The sequence below is a fragment of the Streptomyces sp. NPDC127098 genome, from assembly GCF_042722465.1.
Taxonomy (GTDB): domain Bacteria; phylum Actinomycetota; class Actinomycetes; order Streptomycetales; family Streptomycetaceae; genus Streptomyces; species Streptomyces millisiae.
Window position 1 is genome coordinate 22,331 of sequence record NZ_JBHXFJ010000046.1, and the last position, 23,489, is coordinate 45,819.

16 protein-coding genes are annotated in these 23,489 nt (G+C 72.7%); 10 read left to right on the top strand and 6 right to left on the bottom strand.

Features of this window, described 5'->3' with window-relative positions:
• Positions 1–17: 17 nt before the first annotated feature.
• The 3 genes from ACFWI8_RS25200 to ACFWI8_RS25210 all read right to left on the bottom strand — a co-directional run bounded on the left by ACFWI8_RS25200 (position 18) and on the right by ACFWI8_RS25210 (position 8,844).
• Positions 18–4,454: a DUF6531 domain-containing protein gene (locus ACFWI8_RS25200; RefSeq protein ID WP_387095593.1), complete on the bottom strand. Its 4,437-nt coding sequence runs from the start codon at positions 4,452–4,454 to the stop codon at positions 18–20.
• Positions 4,455–4,719: 265 nt separating this feature from the next.
• Complete coding sequence (gene ppdK, locus ACFWI8_RS25205) at positions 4,720–7,419, bottom strand: pyruvate, phosphate dikinase (protein ID WP_387095671.1); 2,700 nt, start codon at positions 7,417–7,419, stop codon at positions 4,720–4,722.
• Between the two features lie 228 nt (positions 7,420–7,647).
• Positions 7,648–8,844: an ROK family protein gene (locus ACFWI8_RS25210; RefSeq protein WP_387095596.1), complete on the bottom strand. Its 1,197-nt coding sequence runs from the start codon at positions 8,842–8,844 to the stop codon at positions 7,648–7,650.
• A gap of 168 nt (positions 8,845–9,012) precedes the next feature.
• Here ACFWI8_RS25210 and ACFWI8_RS25215 point away from each other — a divergent pair, with 168 nt between their 5' ends.
• Positions 9,013–10,383 (top strand): trehalase family glycosidase, encoded by a 1,371-nt coding sequence (locus ACFWI8_RS25215; protein WP_387095599.1) that lies wholly within the window; start codon positions 9,013–9,015, stop codon positions 10,381–10,383.
• A 54-nt stretch (positions 10,384–10,437) separates the two neighbouring features.
• Positions 10,438–12,387, top strand: a complete 1,950-nt coding sequence (locus ACFWI8_RS25220; RefSeq protein WP_387095602.1) for a glycogen debranching N-terminal domain-containing protein — start codon at positions 10,438–10,440, stop codon at positions 12,385–12,387.
• Between the two features lie 334 nt (positions 12,388–12,721).
• On the opposite strand, the gene dusB is transcribed toward ACFWI8_RS25220, so the two are convergent.
• Together dusB and ACFWI8_RS25230 are read right to left on the bottom strand one after the other, a co-directional pair.
• Positions 12,722–13,873 (bottom strand): tRNA dihydrouridine synthase DusB, encoded by a 1,152-nt coding sequence (dusB, locus tag ACFWI8_RS25225; protein WP_387095605.1) that lies wholly within the window; start codon positions 13,871–13,873, stop codon positions 12,722–12,724.
• Positions 13,873–14,775, bottom strand: a complete 903-nt coding sequence (locus ACFWI8_RS25230; RefSeq protein WP_387095608.1) for a helix-turn-helix transcriptional regulator — start codon at positions 14,773–14,775, stop codon at positions 13,873–13,875. The genes dusB and ACFWI8_RS25230 overlap by 1 nt, the downstream gene beginning before the upstream one ends.
• Positions 14,776–14,874: 99 nt before the next feature.
• On the opposite strand from ACFWI8_RS25230, the gene ACFWI8_RS25235 reads away from it, so the two are divergent.
• From ACFWI8_RS25235 to ACFWI8_RS25250, 4 genes are read left to right on the top strand one after another with little or no spacing between them, the layout of a single operon-like run.
• On the top strand, positions 14,875–16,320 hold the full coding sequence (locus tag ACFWI8_RS25235; protein WP_387095611.1) for an MFS transporter: 1,446 nt from the start codon (positions 14,875–14,877) through the stop codon (positions 16,318–16,320).
• A gap of 41 nt (positions 16,321–16,361) precedes the next feature.
• Complete coding sequence (locus tag ACFWI8_RS25240) at positions 16,362–17,399, top strand: aldo/keto reductase (RefSeq protein ID WP_387095614.1); 1,038 nt, start codon at positions 16,362–16,364, stop codon at positions 17,397–17,399.
• A 35-nt stretch (positions 17,400–17,434) separates the two neighbouring features.
• On the top strand, positions 17,435–18,016 hold the full coding sequence (locus ACFWI8_RS25245; protein WP_387095617.1) for a TetR family transcriptional regulator: 582 nt from the start codon (positions 17,435–17,437) through the stop codon (positions 18,014–18,016).
• Between the two features lie 51 nt (positions 18,017–18,067).
• Entirely contained in the window at positions 18,068–18,658 is a 591-nt protein-coding gene (locus ACFWI8_RS25250; RefSeq protein WP_387095620.1) for a Uma2 family endonuclease, read from the top strand.
• A gap of 57 nt (positions 18,659–18,715) precedes the next feature.
• Here the strand turns inward: ACFWI8_RS25250 and ACFWI8_RS25255 are convergent, their stop codons facing one another.
• Complete coding sequence (locus tag ACFWI8_RS25255) at positions 18,716–20,098, bottom strand: glycine--tRNA ligase (RefSeq protein ID WP_311602040.1); 1,383 nt, start codon at positions 20,096–20,098, stop codon at positions 18,716–18,718.
• Between the two features lie 179 nt (positions 20,099–20,277).
• Here ACFWI8_RS25255 and ACFWI8_RS25260 point away from each other — a divergent pair, with 179 nt between their 5' ends.
• From ACFWI8_RS25260 to ACFWI8_RS25275, 4 genes are all read left to right on the top strand, one after another.
• Positions 20,278–21,291, top strand: coding sequence for a metal ABC transporter substrate-binding protein (locus ACFWI8_RS25260; protein WP_387095624.1), 1,014 nt, complete (start codon positions 20,278–20,280; stop codon positions 21,289–21,291).
• Between the two features lie 14 nt (positions 21,292–21,305).
• A complete protein-coding gene (locus ACFWI8_RS25265; RefSeq protein ID WP_387095627.1) occupies positions 21,306–22,079 on the top strand; it encodes a metal ABC transporter ATP-binding protein in 774 nt (257 codons plus the stop codon).
• Positions 22,079–22,954, top strand: a complete 876-nt coding sequence (locus tag ACFWI8_RS25270; RefSeq protein ID WP_387095630.1) for a metal ABC transporter permease — start codon at positions 22,079–22,081, stop codon at positions 22,952–22,954. Before ACFWI8_RS25265 ends, ACFWI8_RS25270 begins: the two co-directional genes overlap by 1 nt.
• 72 nt (positions 22,955–23,026) lie before the next feature.
• Entirely contained in the window at positions 23,027–23,473 is a 447-nt protein-coding gene (locus ACFWI8_RS25275; protein WP_311602035.1) for a Fur family transcriptional regulator, read from the top strand.
• Positions 23,474–23,489 lie beyond the last annotated feature (16 nt).

Consider the following 23,489-nt stretch of genomic DNA (forward strand, 5'->3'; position numbering starts at 1 on the left):
GCACTCCTCGTTGCGCCTTACATCGGGATGAACGTCCTTCGTCCACCGGTGAGTTCGTTGAAGCGTTCCAGTCGGTCGGCCGGGATGCACCACTCGATGCGCGGTGCGCCGTTCGGTCCCGCCCAGTCGTAGCGGTGCATGCAGTCCATGAACTCGTTGACGAAGGCCGGATCCATATCGTAACGAACCATCCCGTTCGCGTATCCGCGCCGGCCCTGGTACTCGGCCGCCACGCTCATCTCGCCGAAGTACGCGCCGGACTGCCGCGTGACGGGCGGGAAGTTCGCCGGGTCGGGCCCGTTCGCCAGTTCGTCCGCCAGGTCGTCCCGCCGCGGGGTGCGGTAGATCGAGAAGTACTCGTCGCAGCCGGAGAGGCCCAGCGGGTCGGTCCACAGGAACGGGTTGTGGACATAGGAGTGGTGGTCGAGCGCCGGCAGCAGACCGAGCGGGTCGGGCGACTGGTAGCGCGCCGTCTCGGGCGCGTAGTAGCGCTGGTAGTTGTAGTTCAGGCCGGACTCGGCGTCGTGGTACTGGCCGGGGAAGCGGAGCGGGCAGTCGACACCGCCCGGGGCCTGCCCGACGGCGACGCCCCATACCGTCGTCTCCCGCTGGCGGACGACGTGCCCCGTGTCGTCCACGAGCTCCGTCGGGGTGCCGACGAGATCGGTGATGATGGCGTAGAACCGCTCGTCGACCCCCTGCTTGTCCAACTGGGCCACGGGGCGGTGCTGGCCGGGTTGCCACTCCCAGGTGGTGGTGCGCCCCTCATCGTCCGTCTGTTCGACGACCCGGGTGCCGTCCCAGACGAAGTCGGTGCGTTCCGCGACGCCACCGTCTTCGGCCATACGCAGTTTGGCGATCCGTCGGCCGAGCGGGTCGTAGAGATAACGCCAACGGGTTCCGTCCGGCGTCTCCAACTCCGCCAGCCGGTCGTCCGCGTCCCAGACGTACCGCCAGACGCGGGAGCCCCCGGACAGCAGCTTCCGCGACTGTCGGACGACGCGGCCCTGTCCGTCGTACTCGTAGGCGACGTGGCCGGCGCGGCGCACCAGGGTGCCGGCGTAGTCGCGCTCGCCCTGCGTGCCCCGGTCCTCGTCGGGCCAGGAGGCGCGGGTCACGTTGCCCACGGCATCGTAGGCGTAGGACTCCGGCCGAACCGCCGAGTCCACGCTGGTTATTCGGCCCGCGGCGTCCAGGGCGAAGCGGCGGTCGCCGGCTGGCCCGTCCGTGATCGCCGTCAGGTAGCCGTCGGCCCGGTAGGCGTATCCGCGCCGCAGCAGCGGGGAGTCCGCGTCCGGCACGGCGAGGGTCTGCGCCGTGAGCCGGTGCGCGGCGTTCCACTCCTGGCTGAGGCGTACGGTCCCGGGCAGTTCTCGCTCGACCTCCCGGCCGGCCCCGTCATGGGTGAAGCCGACGACGTGACCCGCGACGTCCAGGGCGCGCGGTCGGTGCGCCGCGTCGTACCGCCACGTGCTGCGCGTCCCCGACGGCGTGCGCCGGGAGGTCCGCCGGCCCGCCTCGTCGTACTCCACGACCAGTGTTCGGCCGTTGCAGGTCTCGGCGAGGACGCGGCCGAGCGGGTCGCGTTCGAGGACGAGTTCCGCGTCGGCGTTGCGGGCGCGGACGACGCGGCGCAGCGCGTCGCGTTCGAAGTGGGTGACGGCGTCGCCGGCGCGGCGCGTCACGACCTCGCCCAGGGCGTCACGGGTGAAGTGGACGGTCTGGCCCGCGCCGTTGGTCTGCGCCACGAGGCGCCCGGCGGCGTCGTAGCGGTAGCGGATCGTCCGGCCGTCGAAGTCGGTCTCGCTGACGACGCGGCCCGCGGCGTCGTGCGCGTAGCTCCACACCAGGCCCCGGGGATCGGTGACCGAGGTCGTGTTGCCCTCGGTGTCGTAGCCGTACTCGGTGCGGGCGCCATCCGGGCCGATCCGGGCGGCGGGCAGGTCGAAGTGGGTCAGTTCGTAGGCCGTCACTCCGCCGGCCGGGTCGGTGTGGGCCGTGAGGTTGTTCTCGGCGTCGTACGACCAGGAGTCGGCGCTGCCGTCGGGCAGGGTCCTGCGCAGCGGCTTGCCCTCCACCGACCAGTCGACCCGGGTGACGCGGCCCAGGGGATCGATCGTCTCGGCCACGTGGCCGAGCGCATCGCGCACGCAACGGGTCACGGAGCCGTCGGCTTCGGTGACCTGGACCGGCAGGCCCGCCGCGTCGTTCTCCAGCAGCCGAACGCCGCCCAACGGGTCGGTGGCCCGGGTGAGATGGCCGCGATCGGTGTAGGTGTAGGTGGACGTGGCACCGAGCGGATCGGTGATGCCGGTGAGGTTCCCGCGCTCGTCGTACGCCTGCTCCCACCGCTGGCCGCCGGGCTCGACGATGACGACGGGCTGCCGCTTGTCGTTGTACTCGGCGCTGGCCTCGCCGCCGTCGGCGCGCCGGATCCGGATCAGGTTGCCTTCGCCGTCGTAGGTGAACTCGCTGACCCCGCCCAGGGGATCCGTGACGCTCAGCAGGCGGTCGTAGCGGTCGTGGGTGCGGTGGGTGTGGTGACCGAGGGGGTCGGTCTCGGTGACCAACTGGTAGCTGTCGTTGAACTGGTAGACCGTGGTGTTGCCGAGGGAGTCTGTGAAGAGGGTTCGGCGGGTGGCCTCGTCGTAGGCGATCCGGCTGCTGAGGAACCCGTCGACGCCTTCCGTGGCGACGCAACGCCCCTGCTCGTCGTAGACGTACCGGTACCAGGCTCCGTTGCGGTCCACCCAGCCGGTGACGCGGCGCGTGTCGTCGTAGCTCAACCTCAGGGGCAGGCCGGAGGAGTTGTGGATCGAGGAGAGGTTGCCGCGCTCGTCGTAGCCGTAGCGCCGGAGCACGGGCCGGGTCGGGGCGGAGAGCAGCCGGAGTTCGGTGATGCGGCCCTCGGCGGTGGTGACGCCGAGGTGGTAGCCGCCGCTGTGCACGACGTCGGTGGGGGCGCCGGTCTCGTCGTAGCGGAGGTCGACGCGGTTGTCGTTGCGGTCGGTGATGGCGGTGAGGGGGAGTTCGCCGCCGCGCCGCCCGGGGACGGGCGCGAAGTGGAGGGTGTGGCCGGTCTCCGGCTGGTGGATGGTCACCGGCGCACCGGGGCCACCGTCCCAGGCCAGGCCCCAGCGTGGGCCCTCGACGGGCAGCATCGGCTCGTCGGCCAGCGGGCGGGGGTAGTCCAGGATCATGCCGTCGGCGGTGACGAACCGCAGGCCGGCCTCGTCGAGCACCAGGCGTTGGTCGAGGGTGGAGGCCCAGGAGGGGCCGAACCAGGTGCCCTCGCGCAGGCTGGTGCGGTGGTGGCGGCGGATGACCAGCGGAAGGACGCCGGGGAGTTTGACGTCGACGGCGTCCATGACCATCTCCCCGGTGGCCATGTCGATCGGGTCGGTGCGACAGACCAGGTTGTCCCCGCCGCGGCCCATCCGGCGGATACTCTGCCCGAGCCCGCGCACACCCTGACGCAGTCCGCGAAGGCCCGTCGTCGCCAGCGCCCGCATGCCCATCGCCAGCCCGCCGAGGGTGGTGAGGCCCTTCATGCCGGGGATGCAGTCGAGGGCTGCGAAGGCGACGTCCCACAGCGACGCCCGGCCGTTGGCGTAGTCGTAGAGGGTGTCGGCCAACACCACCAGCGCCGCCGCCAGGACCACCCAGGCCAGCGGGCCACCGATGATCATCACGACGATGCCCAGCACCGCGACGACGACCTTGCACACCTCGACGATGGTGTCCCAGTTCTCCGACACCCAGTGAACGGCGTCCTCCCACCACCGCCGGTTCTGGATACCGGCATCCGAGGCCGCGTCGATCTCGGACGCACAGGCACGGGCGGCCTCCTCCCGCATCTCCCTGGCGTCCAAGGCGAGTTGACGCGCGGCGGACAGGGCTTCCTCGGCGCTGTCGACGCGGGACTGGGCGGAACTCGCGGCCTCGTTGGCGGCCGTCGCGTCCCGGGTCGCCGCCCGGACCTCCGCCTCGGACGGCGGCTCGACGTTCTCGCGTTCCCCCTCGCGCTCCAGGCGCTCGGCCTCGTCACCGGCCCGCGACACCCAGTCCTGCGCGTCGGAGAGCGCCGCCTGCGCTGAGGAGAGATCGGCCTGCGCCGCGATCGCCCGGTCCAGGGCACGGTCCGCCATGCCCTGCGCCGTCTCCAGCTTCGGCCAGTACGTCTGCAAAGCCTGCGCCGCCATGTCGTACGACGTCTGCAGCTTCTCCAGATTGCCCGGCACCCCGTCGAACTCCGACCGGAACGCCTCCGCCGACAGACCCGCCCAGTCCAGCACCGCCCGATCCTCGGCCAGGCCCCGCACCCGGCCGAGCGCCTCGCCCACGTCGTCCGCGAAGGTCTGGAGGTCGTCGGCGAGGGTACGCACCTCGTCCGGGTCGCCGGGCGTCGGGTCCGAGTCCATGTCCACCGGCGACCAGTCAGACGGACGCGCCACGATCTCTACCCCCCGTGGTGATCAAACAGAGTGCCGTGCCCGCAAGTAACGGCAGACGCCAAGTCCGGTCCGACTCCATGGCGTTGCAGCTGGCTTGCGGCTATCGCAGGAGCATACGCAAAGGCACGGACACCAGATGTTCACGGGGGACACGTCGGGCCGGGCCGGGTCGCCCGCGCACGAAGCGGGGGCGGCGCCTCCGCACAGGCGCCGCCCCCGAGGGTTCCCCGCCCGCCAGGGCGGGGGCTTCCACCGGTGAGGGTTGTCAGGGTGTGGTGGTCGCCCCCGCCGTGGCCGCCCGGCCGGCTTCGAGCCGGGCGACGGGGATGCGGAACGGTGAGCAGGACACGTAGTCCAGGCCCACCTCATGGAAGAAGTGCACCGACTCGGGGTCGCCGCCGTGTTCGCCGCAGACGCCGAGCTTGAGGTCGGGGCGTGCTGCCCGGCCAGCGGTCACGGCGGCCCTGACCAGCGAGCCGACTCCGTCGGCGTCGATGGTCTCGAACGGGGAGACTCCGAAGATGCCCTTCTCCAAGTAGGCGGTGAAGAAGCTCGCCTCGACGTCGTCGCGGGAGAATCCCCAGACCGTCTGGGTGAGGTCGTTGGTGCCGAAGGAGAAGAAGTCGGCGGACTCGGCGATCTGACCGGCCGTCAGGGCGGCGCGCGGCAGCTCGATCATCGTGCCGAGGGGGATGGAAAGGGACACGTCGTGGGCGCGCTCGACCTCGGCGATCACCGCCTCGGCCTCGTCGCGGACGATCTCCAGCTCCTGCACGGTGCCGACCAGCGGGATCATGATCTCGGGGCGCGGGGTGCCGCCGGCGGCCCGGCGCCGGGCGGCGGCCTCGGCGATGGCGCGGACCTGCATGGTGAACAGTCCCGGCACGACCAGGCCGAGGCGTACGCCGCGCAGGCCGAGCATCGGGTTCTGCTCGTGCAGCCGCCGCACGGCGGTCAGCAGGCGGGTGTCGCGCTCGTCGTGGTCAAGGGCGACGCGGACCGAGAGCTCGGTGAGGTCGGGGAGGAACTCGTGGAGCGGCGGGTCGAGCAGCCGGACGGTGACGGGCAGGCCGTCCATCGCCTCGAACAGCTCGGTGAAGTCGCCGCGTTGGAGGGGAAGGAGCGCGTCCAGCGCGGCGGAGCGCTCGCCTTCGCTCTCGGCGAGGATCAACCGCTCGACGAGCTCACGGCGTTCGCCGAGGAACATGTGCTCGGTGCGGCACAGGCCGACGCCCTCGGCGCCGAACCGGCGTGCGCGGGCGGCGTCTTCCGCGGTGTCGGCGTTGGCGCGCACGCCCAGGTGGCGTTCCCGGTCGGCGAGGGTCATCAGCCGGTGGACGGCGGACACCAGGTCGTCGGCGTCGGGGGCCGTGGTGCCTTCGAAGTACTCGACGACGGTGGAGGGCACGACGGCGACCTCGCCGGCGTAGACGCGGCCGACCGAGCCGTCGACGGAGATCACGTCGCCCTCGGTGACGACCGTGCCGTCGGCGGTGGTGAGGCGGCGGGCCGCCACGTCGACGGTGAGTTCCTCGGCGCCGCAGACGCAGGTCTTGCCCATGCCGCGGGCGACGACGGCGGCGTGCGAGGTCTTGCCGCCGCGTGAGGTGAGGATGCCCTGGGCGGCGATCATGCCGTCGAGGTCGTCGGGGTTGGTCTCGCGGCGCACCAGGATGACGCGCTCGCCGGCCGCGGCGCGGGCGACGGCGGTGGCGGAGTCGAAGACGGCGGCGCCGACGGCGGCGCCCGGGGAGGCGGCGATGCCGGTGGCGATGGGCTCGGGCGCGGACTCGGTGGTGAACCGGGGGAACATCAGCTGCGCCAACTGCCCGCCGCTGACGCGGCGCAGCGCCTCGCGCTCGTCGATCAGGCCCTGGTCGAGGAGTTGGACGGCGATGCGGAACGCGGCGGCCGCGGTCCGCTTGCCGACGCGGGTCTGCAGCATCCACAGCCGGCCGCGCTCGATGGTGAACTCGATGTCGCAGAGGTCGAGGTAGTGGTTCTCCAACACCTCCATGATGCGGAGGAGTTCCGCGTAGGAGGCGGGGTCGAGGCGTTCGAGTTCGGCGAGTGGCACGGTGTTGCGGATGCCGGCGACGACGTCCTCGCCCTGCGCGTTGGGCAGGTAGTCGCCGTACACGCCCTGGTGGCCGCTGGCCGGGTCGCGGGTGAAGGCGACGCCGGTGCCGGAGTCGGGGCCGAGGTTGCCGAAGACCATGGCGCAGACGCTGACGGCGGTGCCGAGGTCGTGCGGGATGCGCTCCTGGCGGCGGTAGAGGCGGGCGCGTTCACCGTTCCACGACTCGAAGACGGCGCGGATGGCGAGGTCCATCTGCTCGCGCGGGTCCTGGGGGAAGGCGCGGCCGGTGGCGGCGACCACGATCTCCTTGAAGTCCCGGACGAGGTCCTTGAGTTGGTCGGCGGTGAGTTCGACGTCGGTGGCCACCCCGGCGGCGGCGCGGGCGGTGTCGATGCGCTCCTCGAACCGGTCGCCCTCGATGCCGAGCACGGTCCTGCCGAACATCTGGATGAGCCGGCGGTAGGAGTCCCAGGCGAACCGCTCGTCACCGGCCTGGGCGGCCAGGGCGCTCACCGACTCGTCGGAGAGGCCGATGTTGAGGACGGTGTCCATCATGCCGGGCATGGAGAACTTGGCCCCCGAGCGTACGGAGACCAGCAGCGGGTCGTCCCCCCGCCCGAGCCGCCTGCCCATGCGGCGCTCCAGGGCGTCGAGGTGCGCACTCACCTCGTCGCGGAGCGTGGCCGGCTCGCTGCCGGTGAGGAGGTAGGCCCGGCAGGCGTCGGTGGTGATGGTGAAGCCGGGTGGTACGGGGAGGCCGAGCCTGGTCATCTCGGCGAGGTTGGCGCCCTTGCCGCCGAGCAGGCCCTTGAGGTCCTTGTTGCCCTCGGTGAAGTCGTAGACGTACTTCGCCGTGGTGGCGGGGGCTATGGGGGGAGGGTTGATGAGGGATGGGGTTCGCGTATCCGGCACGGGACTCGACTCCTCGTGAACGGCTGCCCTGACAGCGGGAGGTTACCCCGCCAACCGCTCATCTGAGCGTTCCATTCATCATTCGTGGCAGGCATCACGCGCACGAACGGGCTATTTCCACCCTAAGCCGCCCAACGTGCCGGGGCGCGGGGAAGCGTCAGCGCCCCGGGTAGGGGAAGCAGAGAGGGCCGCGGCCCCGGATCAGCAGTCGGCCGCCAGCCGGCGGTCGGCCTCGGCCGGCGCGTACAGCGACTCGACGACCATGGCCGCCGCGCCCACCAGACCCGCGCGGTCGCCGAGCCGGGAGGTCACCACCCGCAGGTCGGCGGTGGTGCGCGGCATCGCGCGCTGGTAGAGGAGCTCGCGTACCCCGGTCAGGAACGGCGGGCCCGCCAGGTCGCCCGCGATCATCAGGACCCCCGGGTTGAGCAGCGTCACCACCGTGGCCAGCACCTCGCCGACCAGCCGGCCCGCCTCGCGGGCCAGCCGCACCGCGTCGGGCTGGCCGATGGAGAGCTGGTCACGGACGCCGGACCCGGAGGCCGTGGGTATGCCGGCCGCCGTCAACTGCTCCGCCAGGGCGCGACCGCTGGCCACGGCGGCCAGGCAGCCGTAGGAGCCGCAGCGGCACAGCGCGTGCGCGTACTCGCTGAGCCTGATGTGGCCTATGTCACCCGCGGCGCCGTCTATCCCCCGGTACATCTCGCCGCCGGCCACCACCCCGGCGCCGATGCCCGTGGAGACCTTGACCAACAGGAACGCCGAGCAGTCCGGATAGCCGTGGCGCTGCTCGGCGTACGCCATCAGGTTGGCGTCGTTCTCCATCAGCACGGGTATCCCGGGGTCGCCCCCGCAGTGCTCGGCGAAGGCGCGCCGCATCCGCTCCCGGATCGGGTAGCGGTCCCAGCCCGGCATGATCGGGGGCTGGACGACCAGGCCGGCGGCCGCGTCGACCGGGCCCGGCACCGAAAGGCCGACGCCGCACACCGCCGAGGCCGGCGTCCCCGTCTTCTCCAGCAGCACCGCGAACCAGTGGCCGAGCCGGTCGAGCACCTCGTCGGGGCCCTGGTTGATCAGCAGCGAACCCGAGTGCTCGGCGAGCAGCCCGCCCGCCAGGTCCAGCACGGCGACCCGCGCGTGCCGCGTCTCCAGATCGGCGCAGAGCACCACCGCGTGCGAGGCGTCGAACTCGATGCGCACCGCGGGGCGCCCACCGGTCGGGGCCTCCACGGGATCGCCAGCGGTCTCCCTGATCCAGCCGGCGCCGAAGAGCTGGTCGAGCCGATGGCCGACCGTCGATCGGGAAAGGCCGGTGATCCGCTGGAGCTCGCCGCGGGTCGTCGCCTGCCCACCGCGGATCAACCCCAGCAGGTGCCCGGCGCTCGCCTGGTTCGTCACACCGCTCTGCCTTCCCCGTGACTGATTTCTCACCCCCCTTTAGCTTGTGAAGTAGATATTACAGCGGTACTTTTGCGTGTTAAGTAGACGTAACTCTGCGGTACCTTCGACAAAACAAGTGGTGCGGCCGCGCTGCGGCAGCAAAAGCGAGAGTCCTTCGGAGCCCACGTGGAACGCGCTGATCTGCCCCCCGGCCTCCCCTCGATCGCATACAACGGCGCGCGCGGCGTTCTCTCCCGCAACTGGACAGGCTCGTCCACGGTGCCCTCGCGAGCGCTCTACCCGCACCAGTGGAGCTGGGACTCAGCGTTCATCGCCATCGGCCTGCGCCACCTCTCCCCCACCCGCGCCCAGCGCGAGCTCGAGACGCTGCTGTCCGCGCAGTGGGCCGACGGCCGCGTCCCGCACATCGTGTTCAACCCGGCCGTCCCCCTCACGGCCTACTTCCCCAGCCCCGACTTCTGGCGCTCGTCCACCGCCGGGGACAAGGCGGGGGCGCCGGCGGCCGTCGAGACCTCCGGCATCGTGCAGCCGCCCGTCCACGCCCTCGCCGCCTGGCTGGTCCACCAGGCCGATCCCGCCGCGTCCGCGCGGCGGGGTTTCCTGCACCGCGTCTACCCCCGGCTCGTCGCCTGGCAGCGCTACCTCACCGACCGCCGCGACCTGGGCGGCCGGGGCCTCGCGTCAATCGTCCACCCCTGGGAGTCCGGCATGGACAACAGTCCGTGTTGGGACCCGCCGCTCGCCAGGATCGCGCCCGTCGCCGCCGACACGTTCCACCGCGCCGACCTCGACCACGGCTGCCGCGCCGACCGCCCCACCGACCTCGACTACGGCCGCTACGTGCGGCTCGCCGAGACCTACCGCGACCGCGGCTACGCGGACGACGCCGACGCGCACCCGTTCGCCGTCGAGGACCCCGCGCTCAACGCCCTGCTGATCGTCTCCGAGCACGCGCTGGCCCGGATCGCCACCGCCGTCGGCGCCGACCCGGCCGACCACCTGGTCCGCGCCGAGGAGCTCACCACCAGCATGCTGAAGCGCCTGTGGAACCCGGACGCCGGCATGTTCCTCTGCCACGACGTGATCGCCGGCGAGCCCATCCCCGAGCGCGGCGTCAGCGGCCTCATCCCGCTGATCCTCCCCGAGCTGCCGGAGGACATCGCCGACACGCTGGTGCGCACCGCCACCGGTGAGCACTTCGGCCTCGGCGGTGCCTGCCGCCTCGCACCGAGCTACGACCTGACGGGCGCCTCGTTCGACCCCGCGCGCTACTGGCGCGGCCCCGCCTGGTTCAACATCAACTGGCTGCTGGAGCGCGGCCTGCGCCAGCACGGCGCCACGGAGCGGGCCGACGCGTTGCGGGCCGAGGCGCTGAGCGCCGCCACCGCCACCGGCTTCGCCGAGTACGTCGACCCGTTCACCGGCGAGGCACGCGGCAGCCAGGACTTCAGCTGGACGGCCGCCCTCACCGTCGATCTGCTCATGGAACCGCTCACCGAACCGCTCGTGGCCCAGGAGGCGTCGTCGCATGGGTGACGTCCCTCCCGCCCGGGGACACCGAAGACATCCCACAGACCTCAGGGGATCGCAGTGCTCACAACGCACCACTGCCTGCTCGTCCGGGACGGCACCTTCGCCGCGGTCGGGCCGTCCGGGGACATCACCGGCGAACGCGGCGCCCGGCCGGACGGCCTCTTCGCCCGCGACGCACGCCACCTGAGCCGCTGGCAGCTCACCGTCGACGGCGGCACCCCGACCGTCCTGGTGCCCGCGACCGCCGGCCGGGGCGCCACGGCCAGCTCCGTCTCGACGCCGCCCGGCGGCCGGGCCGACGCGCCCGCGCTGACGGTCTTCCGCGAGCAGACCGTGCGGGCCGGCGGGCTCAGCGAGCGGATCAGGATCGGCAGCAACCGCGGCGAGCCCACGACCGCCGTGCTGGCGCTGACCGTCGACGCCGACTTCGCCGACCAGTTCGAGCTGCGCTCCGACCACCGCTGGTACGAGAAGCCACACGCCGTGCGCACCAGGGAACTCCACCCGGACGGCGTCGAGTTCGGCTACCGGCGGCGCGAGTGGCACGCCCGCACCGTCGTCACCGCGTCGCCCGCGCCCGACGCGGTGGAGGAAACCGGCAGCGGAGCCCGGCGGCTACGCTGGCGGATCGAACTGCCGGCCCACGGCAGCACCGAGTTGGCGCTCCGGGTGGACGCCCACCCGCACGGCGCGCCCGAGCCCGACCCCGTCCTCCCCACGCCAGCCGGGGAGTTGGGCACCGGCGGCACCGCCGGCGTGCCGATCCCCGAAGACTGGCCCGAGTTGGCGACCGCCTGCGAGCAGGGCCTCGCCGACCTGGCCTGCCTCCTCGTCCCGGCCACAGGACCGGACGGCGAGGCGCTGCGGGTGCCGGCGGCCGGCGTGCCGTGGTTCCTGACCCTGCTCGGCCGGCACGCGCTCGTCACCTCGCTGTTCACCCTGCACGCCAGGCCGGAACTGGCCGTCGCCACCCTGCTGGCGCTGGCCGCCACCCAGGCGACCGGCGCGGACCCGGAACGGATCGCCGAGCCCGGCAAGATCGTCCACGAACTGCGCCACGGGGAACTCGCCCACTTCGAACAGGTGCCGTACGGCCGCTACTTCGGCGCGGTCGACTCGACACCGCTGTTCCTCATGCTGCTCGGCGCGCACGCGGAGACCACGGGCGAGGAGAAACTGGCCCGCCGCCTCGAACGGCACGCCAGGGCCGCCGTCGAGTGGATGTTCCAGCACGGCGGGCTCGCCGACGGCGGCTACCTCGTCTACCACGCCGACCAGGGCGGGCTCGCCAACCAGAGCTGGAAGGACTCCCCTGGCTCCATCTGCCACGCGGACGGCACCCCGGCCAAGGGCGAGATCACGGCCGCCGTCGCCCAGGGCTACGCCTACGCGGCGCTCCGCGGGACGGCCGGGCTCGCCCGCACCGCCTGGGACGACGCGCCCTACGCCGACCTGCTCGACGACGCGGCCGAGGGGCTGCGGGCCCGCTTCGCCCGCGACTTCTGGCTGCCGGACCGGGACTTCCCCGCCCTGGCACTGGACGGCGCCGGCCGACGCGTCGACGCGCTCGCCTCGGACGCCGGCCACCTGCTCTGGACCGGCATCCTCGACCGGGAACGCGGCCGCGCCGTGGGCCGCCGCCTGCTGGCCCCCGACTTCTTCACCGGCTGGGGCATCCGCACGCTGGCCGCCGACCAGGCGGCGTACCACCCGCTCTCCTACCACCGGGGCTGCGTCTGGCCCCACGACAGCGCGATCGCGGCGCTCGGCCTCGCACGGTACGGACTGCGGGTGGAGGCGGAGACCGTCGCCCGCGGCGTGCTCGACCTGGCCGCGGCCACGTCCTTCCACCTCCCGGAGGCGGTCGCCGGCTACCCGCGCGACCTGCATCCGGCGCCGATCCCCTACCCCCACGCGTGCACACCACAGGCGTGGGCGGCGGCGACGCCGTTCGCACTGACCTCAGCGCTGCGGCCTGCCGGCCTGAGCGGTCCGAAGGTCCCGTAACCCACGCGGCGCGCCCCTCGCGCTCCGCGCGGGGTGGGGTGCGGGGGCGCGCCGTGCGGCGCGCGGCCTGCGGCGGCCCGGCCGCCGGGTGCCGCCGTGGCGCTGCGCGCCGGGTTTTGCCCCACCCACCCGCCCTTTCCCACGCTGCGCGCGGGGTGGGGCGGGGTGGCCGCTCCGCGCGGGGCGGGCCGAACCGCGCTGCGCGCGGTGAGCGGTACGGCGGGGCCGGGTCCCGCGGCGGCTGCGCCGCCGGGCCACGCGACCCTGCCGCGCGAGGCCACCTGCCCAGGGGCAGGTGGGCACGCGCGGCCAACGCCGAGCGCGCAGCGGAACCTCAACCGCCCGAGGTCGCGGATTCCGCCTCGCAGCTCACGGCCGACGCGTCCCACGGGTCGGCGAGCCAGCCGTCCGGCAGTGCGACGCGGTTCTTCGCCGAGGTGCGGCCGCGTGGGCCGTCCGCGCCGGCGGGCCACGGCTGGTCGAGGTCCAACTCTCCCAGCAGGTCGGAGAGTTCCGCGAGCGAGGCCGTGACGGCCAGCCGGTTGCGCAGGGTCGCACCGACGGAGAAGCCCTTGGTGTACCAGGCGACGTGCTTACGGAAGTCGATGACGCCACGCGACTCGTCGCCCAACCACTCGCCCAGCAGCCGCGCGTGCCGCAGCATCACGTCGGCGACCTCACGGAGCGCGGGGCGCGCCGGCGGGCCGCCCGTGCCGTCGGCCGCGAGCGCCCCGACGAGGTCGGCGAAGAGCCACGGCCGGCCCAGGCAGCCGCGGCCGACGACCACGCCGTCGCAGCCGGTCTCGCGCATCATCCGCACCGCGTCGTCCGCCGACCAGATGTCGCCGTTGCCCAGCACCGGGATCTCCGGCACCGCCTCCTTGAGCCTGGCGATCGCCGGCCAATCGGCCGTGCCGCCGTAGTGCTGGGCGGCCGTCCTGCCGTGCAGGGCGATGGCGGTCACGCCCTCCTCGACCGCGATCCGGCCCGCGTCCAGGTAGGTGAGGTGGTCGTCGTCGATGCCCTTGCGCATCTTCATCGTGACCGGGAGGCCGCCCGCGTTGCCGACGGCGGCGCGCAGGATGGCCCGCAGCAACGGGCGCTTGTACGGCAGCGCGGAACCGCCGCCGCGCCGGGTGACCTTGGGAACGGGGCAGCCGAAGTTGAGGTCGACGTGGTCGGCCAGGTCCTCGTCGGCGATCATGCGCACCGCCCGGCCGACCGTCTCGGGGTCGACGCCGTAGAGCTGGATGGAGCGCGGCTTCTCCGAGTCGTCGAAGTGGATGAGCCGCATGGTCTTGTCGTTGCGCTCCACCAGCGCCCGGCTGGTGATCATCTCGCTGACGAAAAGACCGCGCCCGCCGGCGAACTCGCGGCACAGCGAACGGAAGGGCGCGTTGGTGATCCCGGCCATGGGCGCGAGCACCACGGGCGGGTCCACCGTGTGCGGGCCGATCTGGAGCGTCATCCCACCATTCTCCCGCATCAGCGGACCGCCTCCTCGCCGGTGACCAGGGCGTGGAGGCGGTACAGGCGCTCGCGGGACTCCTCGTCGGCGGGGACGTAGGCGACGAGCCGGGCGCCGCTCTGCGGGGCCAGCCACAGCCGGGTGCCGTTCAGGTGGAGCAGCCCGACGTGGTCGTTGCGGAACCGCTTGACCTTGGGGCTCACGCCCTGCAGCACCTCATGCCGCTCCCACAGCTCACGGAACTCGGGCGACTCGCGCTGGAGCCGCCTGAGCATGGTCTTCCAGGCGGGTTCCGCGATGTGCTCTGCCATGGCGGCCCGGAAGTTGGCGGCCATCAGCCGGATCGTCTCGTCCCGGTCGACCAGCGCCGAGTACCAGCCGGGGTTGGTGAACGCCAGCCACATGCAGTTGTGGTCCTCCGGCGGGAGGGCGTCCAGGTCGCACAGCAGCCGGCCGTAGACGCGGTTGTACGCGAGGAGGTCGTAGCGGCCGTTCTGCACGCAGGCCGGGATGGGCTCGAGTTGGCGCAGCATCTCACGGAGCGCGGGCGGGACGGTGTCGGGCTCGGTGCCCGGCATGGGGTCGGGGACGCCGGCGAGGGTGTAGAGGTGGGCGCGCTCGTTGGCGTCGAGCAGCAGGGTGCGGGCGATGGCGTCCAGCACGCTGGCCGAGACCTGGATGTCGCGGGCCTGTTCGAGCCAGGTGTACCAGGTGACGCCGACGCTGGAGAGCTGGGCGACCTCCTCGCGGCGCAGCCCGGGCGTGCGGCGGCGCCTGCCCCGGGAAAGCCCGACCCGCTCGGGGGCGATCCGCTCGCGGCGGCTGCGCAGGAAGGCGGCGAGCTCACGGCGGCGGACGCTGGAGTCGTTCGCCGCCGCCGCGGGGACGGGGGCCTGCGTGGTGTCCTGGGCGGTGGCCATGGTCCCAGGATGCCACCGGCCGAGACCGTTTCCAGTTAGTGCTGATACCAGGATAAGAACGCTCTGGTACCCGTCTGGGGGCGGGCGCAGCCTGGAGTCGTGACGCAATCCACGGCAACACGACGACCCCCGGCACGCCCCGCGGCGACCCCGACGGCGGTGCGGGCGGGCTCGCTCAGCACGCTCGGCCTCCTCACCGTGCTGCTCGGCACCGCCCTGCCGCAGCTCGACTTCTTCATCGTCAACGTCGCCCTGCCGACGATCGACCGCGACCTGGACGCGGGCCCGGCGCTGCTGGAACTGGTGGTGGCCGGCTACGGCGTCGGGTACGCCGTGCTGCTGGTGCTCGGCGGCCGGCTCGGGGACACCTTCGGCCGGCGCCGGCTCTTCATGGTCGGGCTGGCCGGCTTCGGCCTGACCTCGCTGGCCTGCGGGCTGGCGCCCGACGCCTGGTCCCTGGTGGCGGCGCGGGTCGCGCAGGCGGCGACGGCGGCGCTGATGGCTCCGCAGACGCTGGCCACCATCCAGGCCACCATGACGGGCGAGCGGCGGGCCCGGGCGTTGAGCGTCTTCGGCGCCGCGGCCGGGCTCGCCATGGTGTCCGGCCAGATCCTGGGCGGTCTGCTGGTCTGGGCCGACCTGGCCGGCACAGGATGGCGGCTGATCTTCCTGGTCAACGTGCCGGTGGTGGTGGTCGGCCTCTGGCTCGCGCGGCGGCTGCCGGAGACCAGGTCACCGCGACCGGCGTCGCTGGACGTGCCGGGCACGCTGCTGCTCGCCGTGGCGCTGCTTGCGCTACTGCTGCCGTTGACCGAGGGGCGGGCCACCGGGTGGCCGCTGTGGACCTGGGTGTCACTGGCGCTGGCGCCCGCCGCGGCGGTGGCGTTCTACGGGGTGGAGCGGCGGGCCGAACGGTCGGGGACCCGGGTGCCGCTGCTGCCGCCGAGCCTGCTGCGCATGGTGGGGATGCGGCGCGCGCTGCCGCCGCTGGCGCTGTGCGTGGGCGGCTTCTGCGGCTTCTTGTACGCGACGGCGGTGGCCTTCCAGGACGGTCTGGCCTTCAGCCCGGTGCGTGCGGGGCTGACGCTGGCGCCGTACGCGACGGCGTTCCTGGTGGCCTCGCTGCTGGGGCCGCGGCTGGCGGCGCGGCACGGCGGCCCGCGCCTGGTGGCGACGGGGGCCGCGGTCCAGGCGGTGGGCATCGGCGCGCTGGCGCTGACCGTGTGGACCGGCTGGCCGGAGCTCGGCTTCCTCGTGCTGGCGCCCGGGCTGCTGGTGTCCGGCTTCGGGCAGGGGCTGCAGATGCCCACGCTGATGCGGCTCGTGCTGACCGATGTGCCGGCCGAGCGGGTGGGCGTCGCGGGTGGGGTGCTGACGACGGCCTCGCAGGCCGGGGGCGCGCTCGGCGTGGCGCTGCTCGGCGCGTTGTTCCTGGCGCTGGTGGACTCGGCGGGGATGGGCGACGCGCTGGCCGTGACGCTGTGCGCCCAGTTGGCGGCGGCGCTGGCGGTGCTCGTACTCAGCCCGCGACTGCCGAACGGGTGACAGATATTGAAATCTGTCACCCAATAGGTCATCCTCGCCCTATGACACCTCCTCCTTCTCCCTCCGCTTCGACGCTTCCGGTCCGCCGTCTCGGGACGGCGGGCCCGGAGGTCTCCGCGCTCGGCCTCGGCTGCATGGGCATGTCCGCGCTCTACGGGCCCGCCGACCGGGACGAGTCGATCGCCACCATCCACGCCGCCCTCGACGCCGGCATCACCCTGCTGGACACCGGCGACTTCTACGGCATGGGCCACAACGAGCTGCTGATCGGCGAGGCGCTGCGCACCGCGCCGGCCGCGGCCCGCGAGCGGGCGCTGACCAGCGTCAAGTTCGGCGCGCTGCGCGCGGTCGAGGGCGACTTCCTCGGCTACGACGGCCGGCCGGCGGCGGTGAAGAACTTCGCCGCCTACTCGCTCCAGCGGCTCGGCCTCGACCACATCGACGTCTACCGGATCGCCCGCGTCGACCCGGCCGTGCCCATCGAGGAGACGGTGGGCGCGATCAGCGAGCTGGTGGACGCGGGGCACGTGCGGTACATCGGCCTGTCGGAGGCCGGCGCCGACACCGTCCGCCGGGCCGCCGCCACCGCGCCCATCTCCGACCTACAGATCGAGTACTCGCTGATCTCGCGCGGCATCGAGCGCGAGATCCTGCCGACGCTCAGGGAGCTCGGCATCGGCGTCACCGCCTACGGCGTGCTGTCCCGCGGGCTCATCAGCGGGCACTGGACGGCGGACCGCGGCACGGCCGCCGACGACTTCCGCAGCCGCAGCCCGCGCTTCAGCGGCGAGAACCTGAAGCACAACCTCGGCCTGGTGGAGACGCTACGGGAGATCGCGAACGACCACGGGGTGAGCGTGGCGCAGTTGGCCATCGCCTGGGTGCTGGCGCGCGGCGAGGACATCGTGCCGCTGGTCGGGGCCCGCACCAGGGAGCGGCTCGGTGAGGCGCTGGGCGCGCCTGCCGTTACCCTCGACGCGGACGATCTGGCCGCGATCGAGCGTGCCGTGCCGGCGGACGCCGCCCGCGGCGAGCGGTACGACGCGGCGCAGATGGCCATGTTGGACAGCGAGAAGTAGCGGGCGAGGGCCATGCGGATGCGGGGGACGACGGGATGACCGAGGCGCTGACCCCCGAGCGCATCCTGGCGGCGACCGAGGACGTGCTGCGGCGCTACGGGCCGGCGAAGGCCACCGTGGTGGACGTGGCGCGGGCCCTCGGGGTCAGCCACGGCTCGGTCTACCGGCACTTCCGCACCAAGACGGCGCTGCGCGAGGCGGTCACCAAGCGCTGGCTCGACCACACCACGACCCTGCTGGAGCCGCTGGCCGCCGGCCCCGGTCCTGCGGCGCGGCGGATGGCCGACTGGCTCACCGTGCTGTTCCACGCCAAGCGGCGGAAGGCGTTCGACGATCCCGAGCTGTTCGCCACCTACCAGGTGCTGGTCACCGAGGTGAGCGGGGTGGTGGCCGAGCACGTGGCGGAGCTGGTCGGTCAGCTCACGCGGATCGTCGAGGACGGCAGGTCCGAGGGCGCCTTCGCGCCGGGCCCGCCGGACGCCCGCACGCTGGCCCGCGCCGTCTTCCAGGCCACGTACCCCTTCCACAAGCCCTCCTACGCCGCCGACTGGGCCCGCCCGAGCGCCGAGGCGGACTTCACGGCCCTCCGCGATCTCGTCGTCCGGGGCTGTCAGTAGTCACCCACACACTGTGCGTACTACTGGATAAGCCGCCGAAGGAGGCGCATCATGACATTGATGATGGAGCGACCAAAGACCATACGGCCCACTCGCCGCACCCAGTTCGAGGAACTGTGCGGCGTGCTGGAGGGGTTGGATGTGCCCGATGGCTACCGGGCGGAAATCGTCGGGGAAGGCATCTTCGTGTCGCCGTGGTCCAAGGGCACCTACCGCCCCATCATGCGGAGCATCGTTCGGCAGCTGACGGGGCACGAGCCCGAGGGACACGTGGTCGACACGGCTCCCTTTCTGTTCGAGTTCCCGGGACAGAGCCGGGCGTTCGGGCCCGATGTCCACGTGTCGGATGAGCAGGCGACCAACATCGACAGCACCAGGCTGCCGGGAGATGCGCTGTCGCTGGTGGCCGAGCTGACCTCGACGGCCACCGCGTCCGTGGACCGCGCGGACAAGGTCGAGCGCTACGGCAAGGCCGGCGTGCCGGTCTACGTGCTGGTGGACATGCTCGAGGCGACCGTCACCGTGTACTCCTCGCCCGGCGAGAAGGGCTACGAGCGGCACACCGAGATCAAGTTCGGCGACAGGGTCGACATCCCCGCCCCGTTCGAGTGTGAGCTCGACACCGCCGACTGGGAGGCGTGACGCACGCGTTGGGGGCGCGGGCCAGGCCCGCGCCCCCAACGGCGGCAGAGGAGAAGGTCAGCAGCCGATGAGGCGGCCGGCCAGGTAGGACTCGACCTGGTCGAGGGAGACGCGCTCCTGCTTCATGGAGTCACGCTCCCGCACCGTGACGGCGTTGTCCTCGAGGGTGTCGAAGTCGACGGTGACGCAGAAGGGGGTGCCGATCTCGTCCTGGCGGCGGTAGCGGCGGCCGATCGCGCCGGCGTCGTCGAACTCGATGTTCCAGTGCCTGCGCAGCGCCGTGGCCAGGTCCTTGGCCTTCGGGGAGAGCTGCGGGTTGCGGGAGAGCGGGAGGACCGCGACCTTGACGGGGGCGAGGCGGGGGTCGAGGGCCATGACGACCCGCTTCTCCATCTTGCCCTTGGCGTTGGGCGCCTCGTCCTCGCGGTAGGCGTCGAGCATGAAGGCCAGCATGGTGCGGCCGACGCCGGCGGCCGGCTCGATGACGTAGGGGGTCCAGCGCTCGCCGGCCTCCTGGTCGAAGTAGCTCAGGTCCTGGCCGGAGGCCTTGGAGTGGGAGGTGAGGTCGTAGTCGGTGCGGTTGGCGACGCCCTCCAGCTCACCCCACTCGGAGCCGCCGAACTGGAAGCGGTACTCGATGTCGGCGGTGCGCTTGGAGTAGTGGGAGAGCTTCTCCTTGGGGTGCTCGTACCAGCGCATGTTCTCCTCGGAGAGGCCGAGGTCGCGGTACCAGTTCCAGCGCTGCTCCATCCAGTAGCCGTGCCAGTGCTCGTCCTCGCCGGGCTTGACGAAGAACTCCATCTCCATCTGCTCGAACTCGCGGGTGCGGAAGATGAAGTTGCCGGGGGTGATCTCGTTCCGGAAGGACTTGCCCATCTGCGCGATGCCGAACGGCGGCTTGCGGCGCGAGGTCTGCTGCACCTGGGCGAAGTTGGTGAAGATGCCCTGGGCGGTCTCGGGGCGCAGGTAGGCGACCGAGCCGGTGTCCTGGGTGGGGCCGAGGTGGGTGGCGAGCAGTCCGGAGAACTGCTTGGGCTCGGTGAAGCCGCCCTTGTTACCGCAGTTGGGGCAGTTGATGTCGGCCAGGCCGTTGGCCGGAACGTGCCCGTGCTTCTCCTCGTACGCCTCTTCCAGGTGGTCGGCGCGGAAGCGCTTGTGGCAGGAGGTGCACTCGGTCAGCGGGTCGGTGAAGGTGGCGACGTGGCCCGACGCCTCCCAGACCTCGGTGGCGAGGATGACCGAGGAGTCGATGCCCACGACGTCGTCGCGCGAGGTGACCATGGCCCGCCACCACTGCCGCTTGACGTTCTCCTTCAGTTCGACGCCCAGGGGTCCGTAGTCCCAGGCGGCGCGCTGACCGCCGTAGATCTCGCTGCAGGGATAGACGAAGCCACGGCGCTTGCTGAGGCTGACGATGGTGTCGATCTTGTCGGCGGCCACGGTGCTCTCTTCGGGACGAAGGACGAGATGGAATTGCCTCAGGTTACCGGCCGTCGAGGGGGCGGCAGCAAATCGGTAAGGGGCTGGGGAAGGAGGGTGGCTCGGGCCCGGCGGTGCGGGCGAGGCGACGGTCACATCCCGGCATCTTCAGTTGACAATGGTTTCCATATAACTTGAAAATGGCTGTCATGACCGCAAGTCCTGGCGCCCGCCGTTCCCGTTCCCGAATATCCCGAATGCCGCTCGCCGGCGTCGCGACCCTGGGCCTGCTGGCGTTGTCCGCCTGCGGCTCGGGTGACGAGGGCGGGGGCGGGGGCGGTGAGGGCGGCGGCCTCGACGTGGTCGCGTCGTTCTATCCCATGGAGTTCCTGGCCGAGCGCATCGGCGGCGAGCACGTCTCCGTCTCCACCCTCACCGAGCCGGGCGTCGAGCCGCACGATCTCGACCTGAGCCCCCGGGAGACCGCGCGGCTCAGCGAGGCGGACCTGGTGGTCTACCTCCAGGGTCTCCAGCCGGCCGTCGACGAGGCCGTCGAGCAGTCGGGCGTCGAGCACGTCGCCGAGGCCACCTCCTTCACCACGCTGGAGACCCACGGGGACGAGGTGGACGGCGAGGACCACGCCGACGAGGGGCACGCCGAGGAGGGCGACGGGCACGACCACGACCACGAGGGCGGCGACCCGCACATCTGGCTCGACCCGGTGCGCTACGCCGAGGTGGCCGAGGGCGTCGGCGACGCGCTGGCCGAGGCCGACCCGGACCACGCCGCCGACTACGCCCGGAACACGGAGCAGCTCGTCGGGGAACTGCAGGCGCTGGACGAGGAGTTCGCCGCCGGTCTGCTGGACGCGCCGTCCCGGACCTTCATCACCACGCACGCCGCCTTCGGCTACCTCGCCGAGCGCTACGAGCTGCACGAGGAGGCCATCACCGGGATCGACCCCGAGTCCGAGCCCAGCGCCGCCCGGATGCGCGACCTGCAGGAGATCGCCCGCGAGGACGGTGTGACCACGGTGTTCTTCGAGACGCTGGTCAGCGACGAGACGGCACGCACCCTCGCCGACGACCTCGGGCTCGAAACGGCCGTGCTGGATCCGGTCGAGGGAATCACCGACGACTCCCCCGGCGCTGACTACCTCGAGGTGATGCGCGCCAACCTCGCGGCCCTCCAACAGGCACTGGGCGCGCGCTAGGAGACGTGAAGGCCATGGAGCCCGTCATATCCCTGACCGGCGTGACCGCCGAGCTCGGCGGTCGGCCCGTGCTGCGCGGCGTCGACCTGACCGTGCGGCCCGGCGAGGTGGTGGCGCTGCTCGGTGCCAACGGCTCGGGCAAGTCCACCGCCGTGCGGGCCACCGTGGGGCAGGTGCCGGTCACCGGCGGCGAGCTGACCCTGTTCGGCACCCCCGTGCACCGCTTCCGCGACTGGCGGCGCCTCGGCTATGTGCCGCAGCGCTCCACGGCCGCCGGCGGGGTGCCCGCCACCGTGCGGGAGGTCGTCTCGTCCGGCCGGCTCGCCAGGCGCGGGCTGCGTCCGCTCGGCCGGGCCGACCGGGCCGCCGTCGACCGGGCCATCGACCTGGTGGGGCTCGCCGACCACGCCGGGGACTCGGTGGACGCGCTCTCCGGTGGCCAGCACCAGCGGGTCCTCATCGCCCGCGCGCTGGCCGGCGAGCCCGAGCTGCTGGTGATGGACGAGCCGCTGGCCGGCGTCGACCTGGCCAGCCAGGCGGTGCTGGCCGAGACGCTGCGCGGCCAGTTGGCCGGCGGGGCCGCGGTGCTGCTGGTGCTGCACGAGCTCGGACCGCTGCGGCCGCTGATCGACCGGGCGGTGGTGCTGGCGCACGGCCGGGTCGAGCGCACGGTGGACCGACCCGGTGGCGGCGGGGCGGACGGGGCGCTGCCCGAGGAGCCGGCCTGCCACCCCCACGACGCCATCGACGCGCGCGGGACGTCCGCGCTGCAGACCGGGATCCTGTGATGTTCGAAGTCCTCGACTACCCCTTCATGCAGCGGGCGCTGCTCGCCGCCCTGCTGATCGGCGCGGCCGCGCCCGCCGTCGGGATCTATCTGGTGCAGCGCCGGCAGGCGCTGATGGGCGACGGCATCGGGCACGTGGCGCTGACCGGTGTGGCGCTCGGTTTCCTGTTCAACGCCAACCCGGTGTGGATGGCGGTGGCCGTCTCGGCTGTCGGCGCGGTCGGCATGGAGCTGCTGCGCTCGTCGGGGCGGGCGCGCGGGGACGTCGCGCTCGCCATGCTCTTCTACGGCGGCATGGCCGGAGGCGTCATGATCATCAACCTGGCGCCCGGCGGCTCGACCGCCAACCTCACCTCCTACCTGTGGGGCTCGGTCACCACCGTCTCGCCCGAGGACATCACCGCCATCCTGTGGCTCTCCGCCTTCGTGCTGCTGATCTCGCTGGGGCTGCGCCGCCAGCTGTTCGCGGTCTGCCAGGACGAGGAGTTCGCGCGGGTGACCGGGCTGCCGGTGCGGGCGCTCAACCTGCTGCTGGCCGTGACCGCGGCCGCCACCGTGACGGTGGCCATGCGGGTGGTGGGGCTGCTGCTGGTCAGCGCGTTGATGGTGATCCCGGTGGTGGCCGCCCAGCAGGCCACCAGGGGCTTCGCGGTGACGCTCGCGGCGGCGATCTGCTTCGGCGTGCTGGTGTCGGTGTCCGGCACGGTCACCTCGTACTACGCCGACGTGCCGCCCGGCGCCACCATCGTGCTGATCGCGCTCGGCCTGTTCGCGCTGGCCTCGCTGCTCGCGTTGCCGCTGGCCAGGCGGCGCGCCCGGCGCGCACTCCCCGCGCAGGCGCCGGCGCCGGCGACCGTGCCGGCCGCCCGTCCGTGAGCCCCGGGAAAGCGGCTACCCTGGCCACGCAGGACCGGTGAGGGCAGCAGCACGCCGACCCAGGGAGGACTCGTGGAGACGTCAGGACCGCCGGTGCGTGGCCGTTCGACGCGTCAGCGGGCGGCCGTCGCCGCCGCGCTCGCGGAGGTCGACGAGTTCCGCAGCGCCCAGGAGCTGCACGACATGCTCAAGCACCGGGGCGCCTCCGTCGGTCTCACCACCGTCTACCGCACCCTCCAGTCGCTCGCCGACGCGGGCGAGGTCGATGTCCTGCGCACCAGCGACGGCGAGTCCGTCTACCGCCGGTGCAGCACCGACGACCACCACCACCATCTGGTGTGCAGGTCCTGCGGCAAGGCCGTGGAGGTGGAGGGCCCGGCGGTGGAGAAGTGGGCGGACACCGTCGCGCAGGAGCACGGCTTCGTCGACGTCCGCCACACCGTGGAGATCTTCGGCACCTGCGGCGACTGCGCCGCCGCGCGGTCGCGCGGCGGCGCCTCCCAGGCGGCTCGCGGGTAGCGAGTCCGGCCGGGAG

Bases quoted from the DNA above. Each gene is read 5' to 3' on its own strand.
- ACFWI8_RS25270 (WP_387095630.1), top strand. From the start codon at position 22,079: ATGTTCGAAGTCCTCGACTACCCCTTCATGCAGCGGGCGCTGCTCGCC.
- ACFWI8_RS25245 (WP_387095617.1), top strand. From the start codon at position 17,435: ATGACCGAGGCGCTGACCCCCGAGCGCATCCTGGCGGCGACCGAGGAC.
- ACFWI8_RS25260 (WP_387095624.1), top strand. From the start codon at position 20,278: ATGGCTGTCATGACCGCAAGTCCTGGCGCCCGCCGTTCCCGTTCCCGA.
- ACFWI8_RS25240 (WP_387095614.1), top strand. From the start codon at position 16,362: ATGACACCTCCTCCTTCTCCCTCCGCTTCGACGCTTCCGGTCCGCCGT.
- ACFWI8_RS25265 (WP_387095627.1), top strand. From the start codon at position 21,306: ATGGAGCCCGTCATATCCCTGACCGGCGTGACCGCCGAGCTCGGCGGT.
- ACFWI8_RS25250 (WP_387095620.1), top strand. From the start codon at position 18,068: ATGACATTGATGATGGAGCGACCAAAGACCATACGGCCCACTCGCCGC.
- dusB (WP_387095605.1), bottom strand. From the start codon at position 13,873: ATGCGGGAGAATGGTGGGATGACGCTCCAGATCGGCCCGCACACGGTG.
- ACFWI8_RS25230 (WP_387095608.1), bottom strand. From the start codon at position 14,775: ATGGCCACCGCCCAGGACACCACGCAGGCCCCCGTCCCCGCGGCGGCG.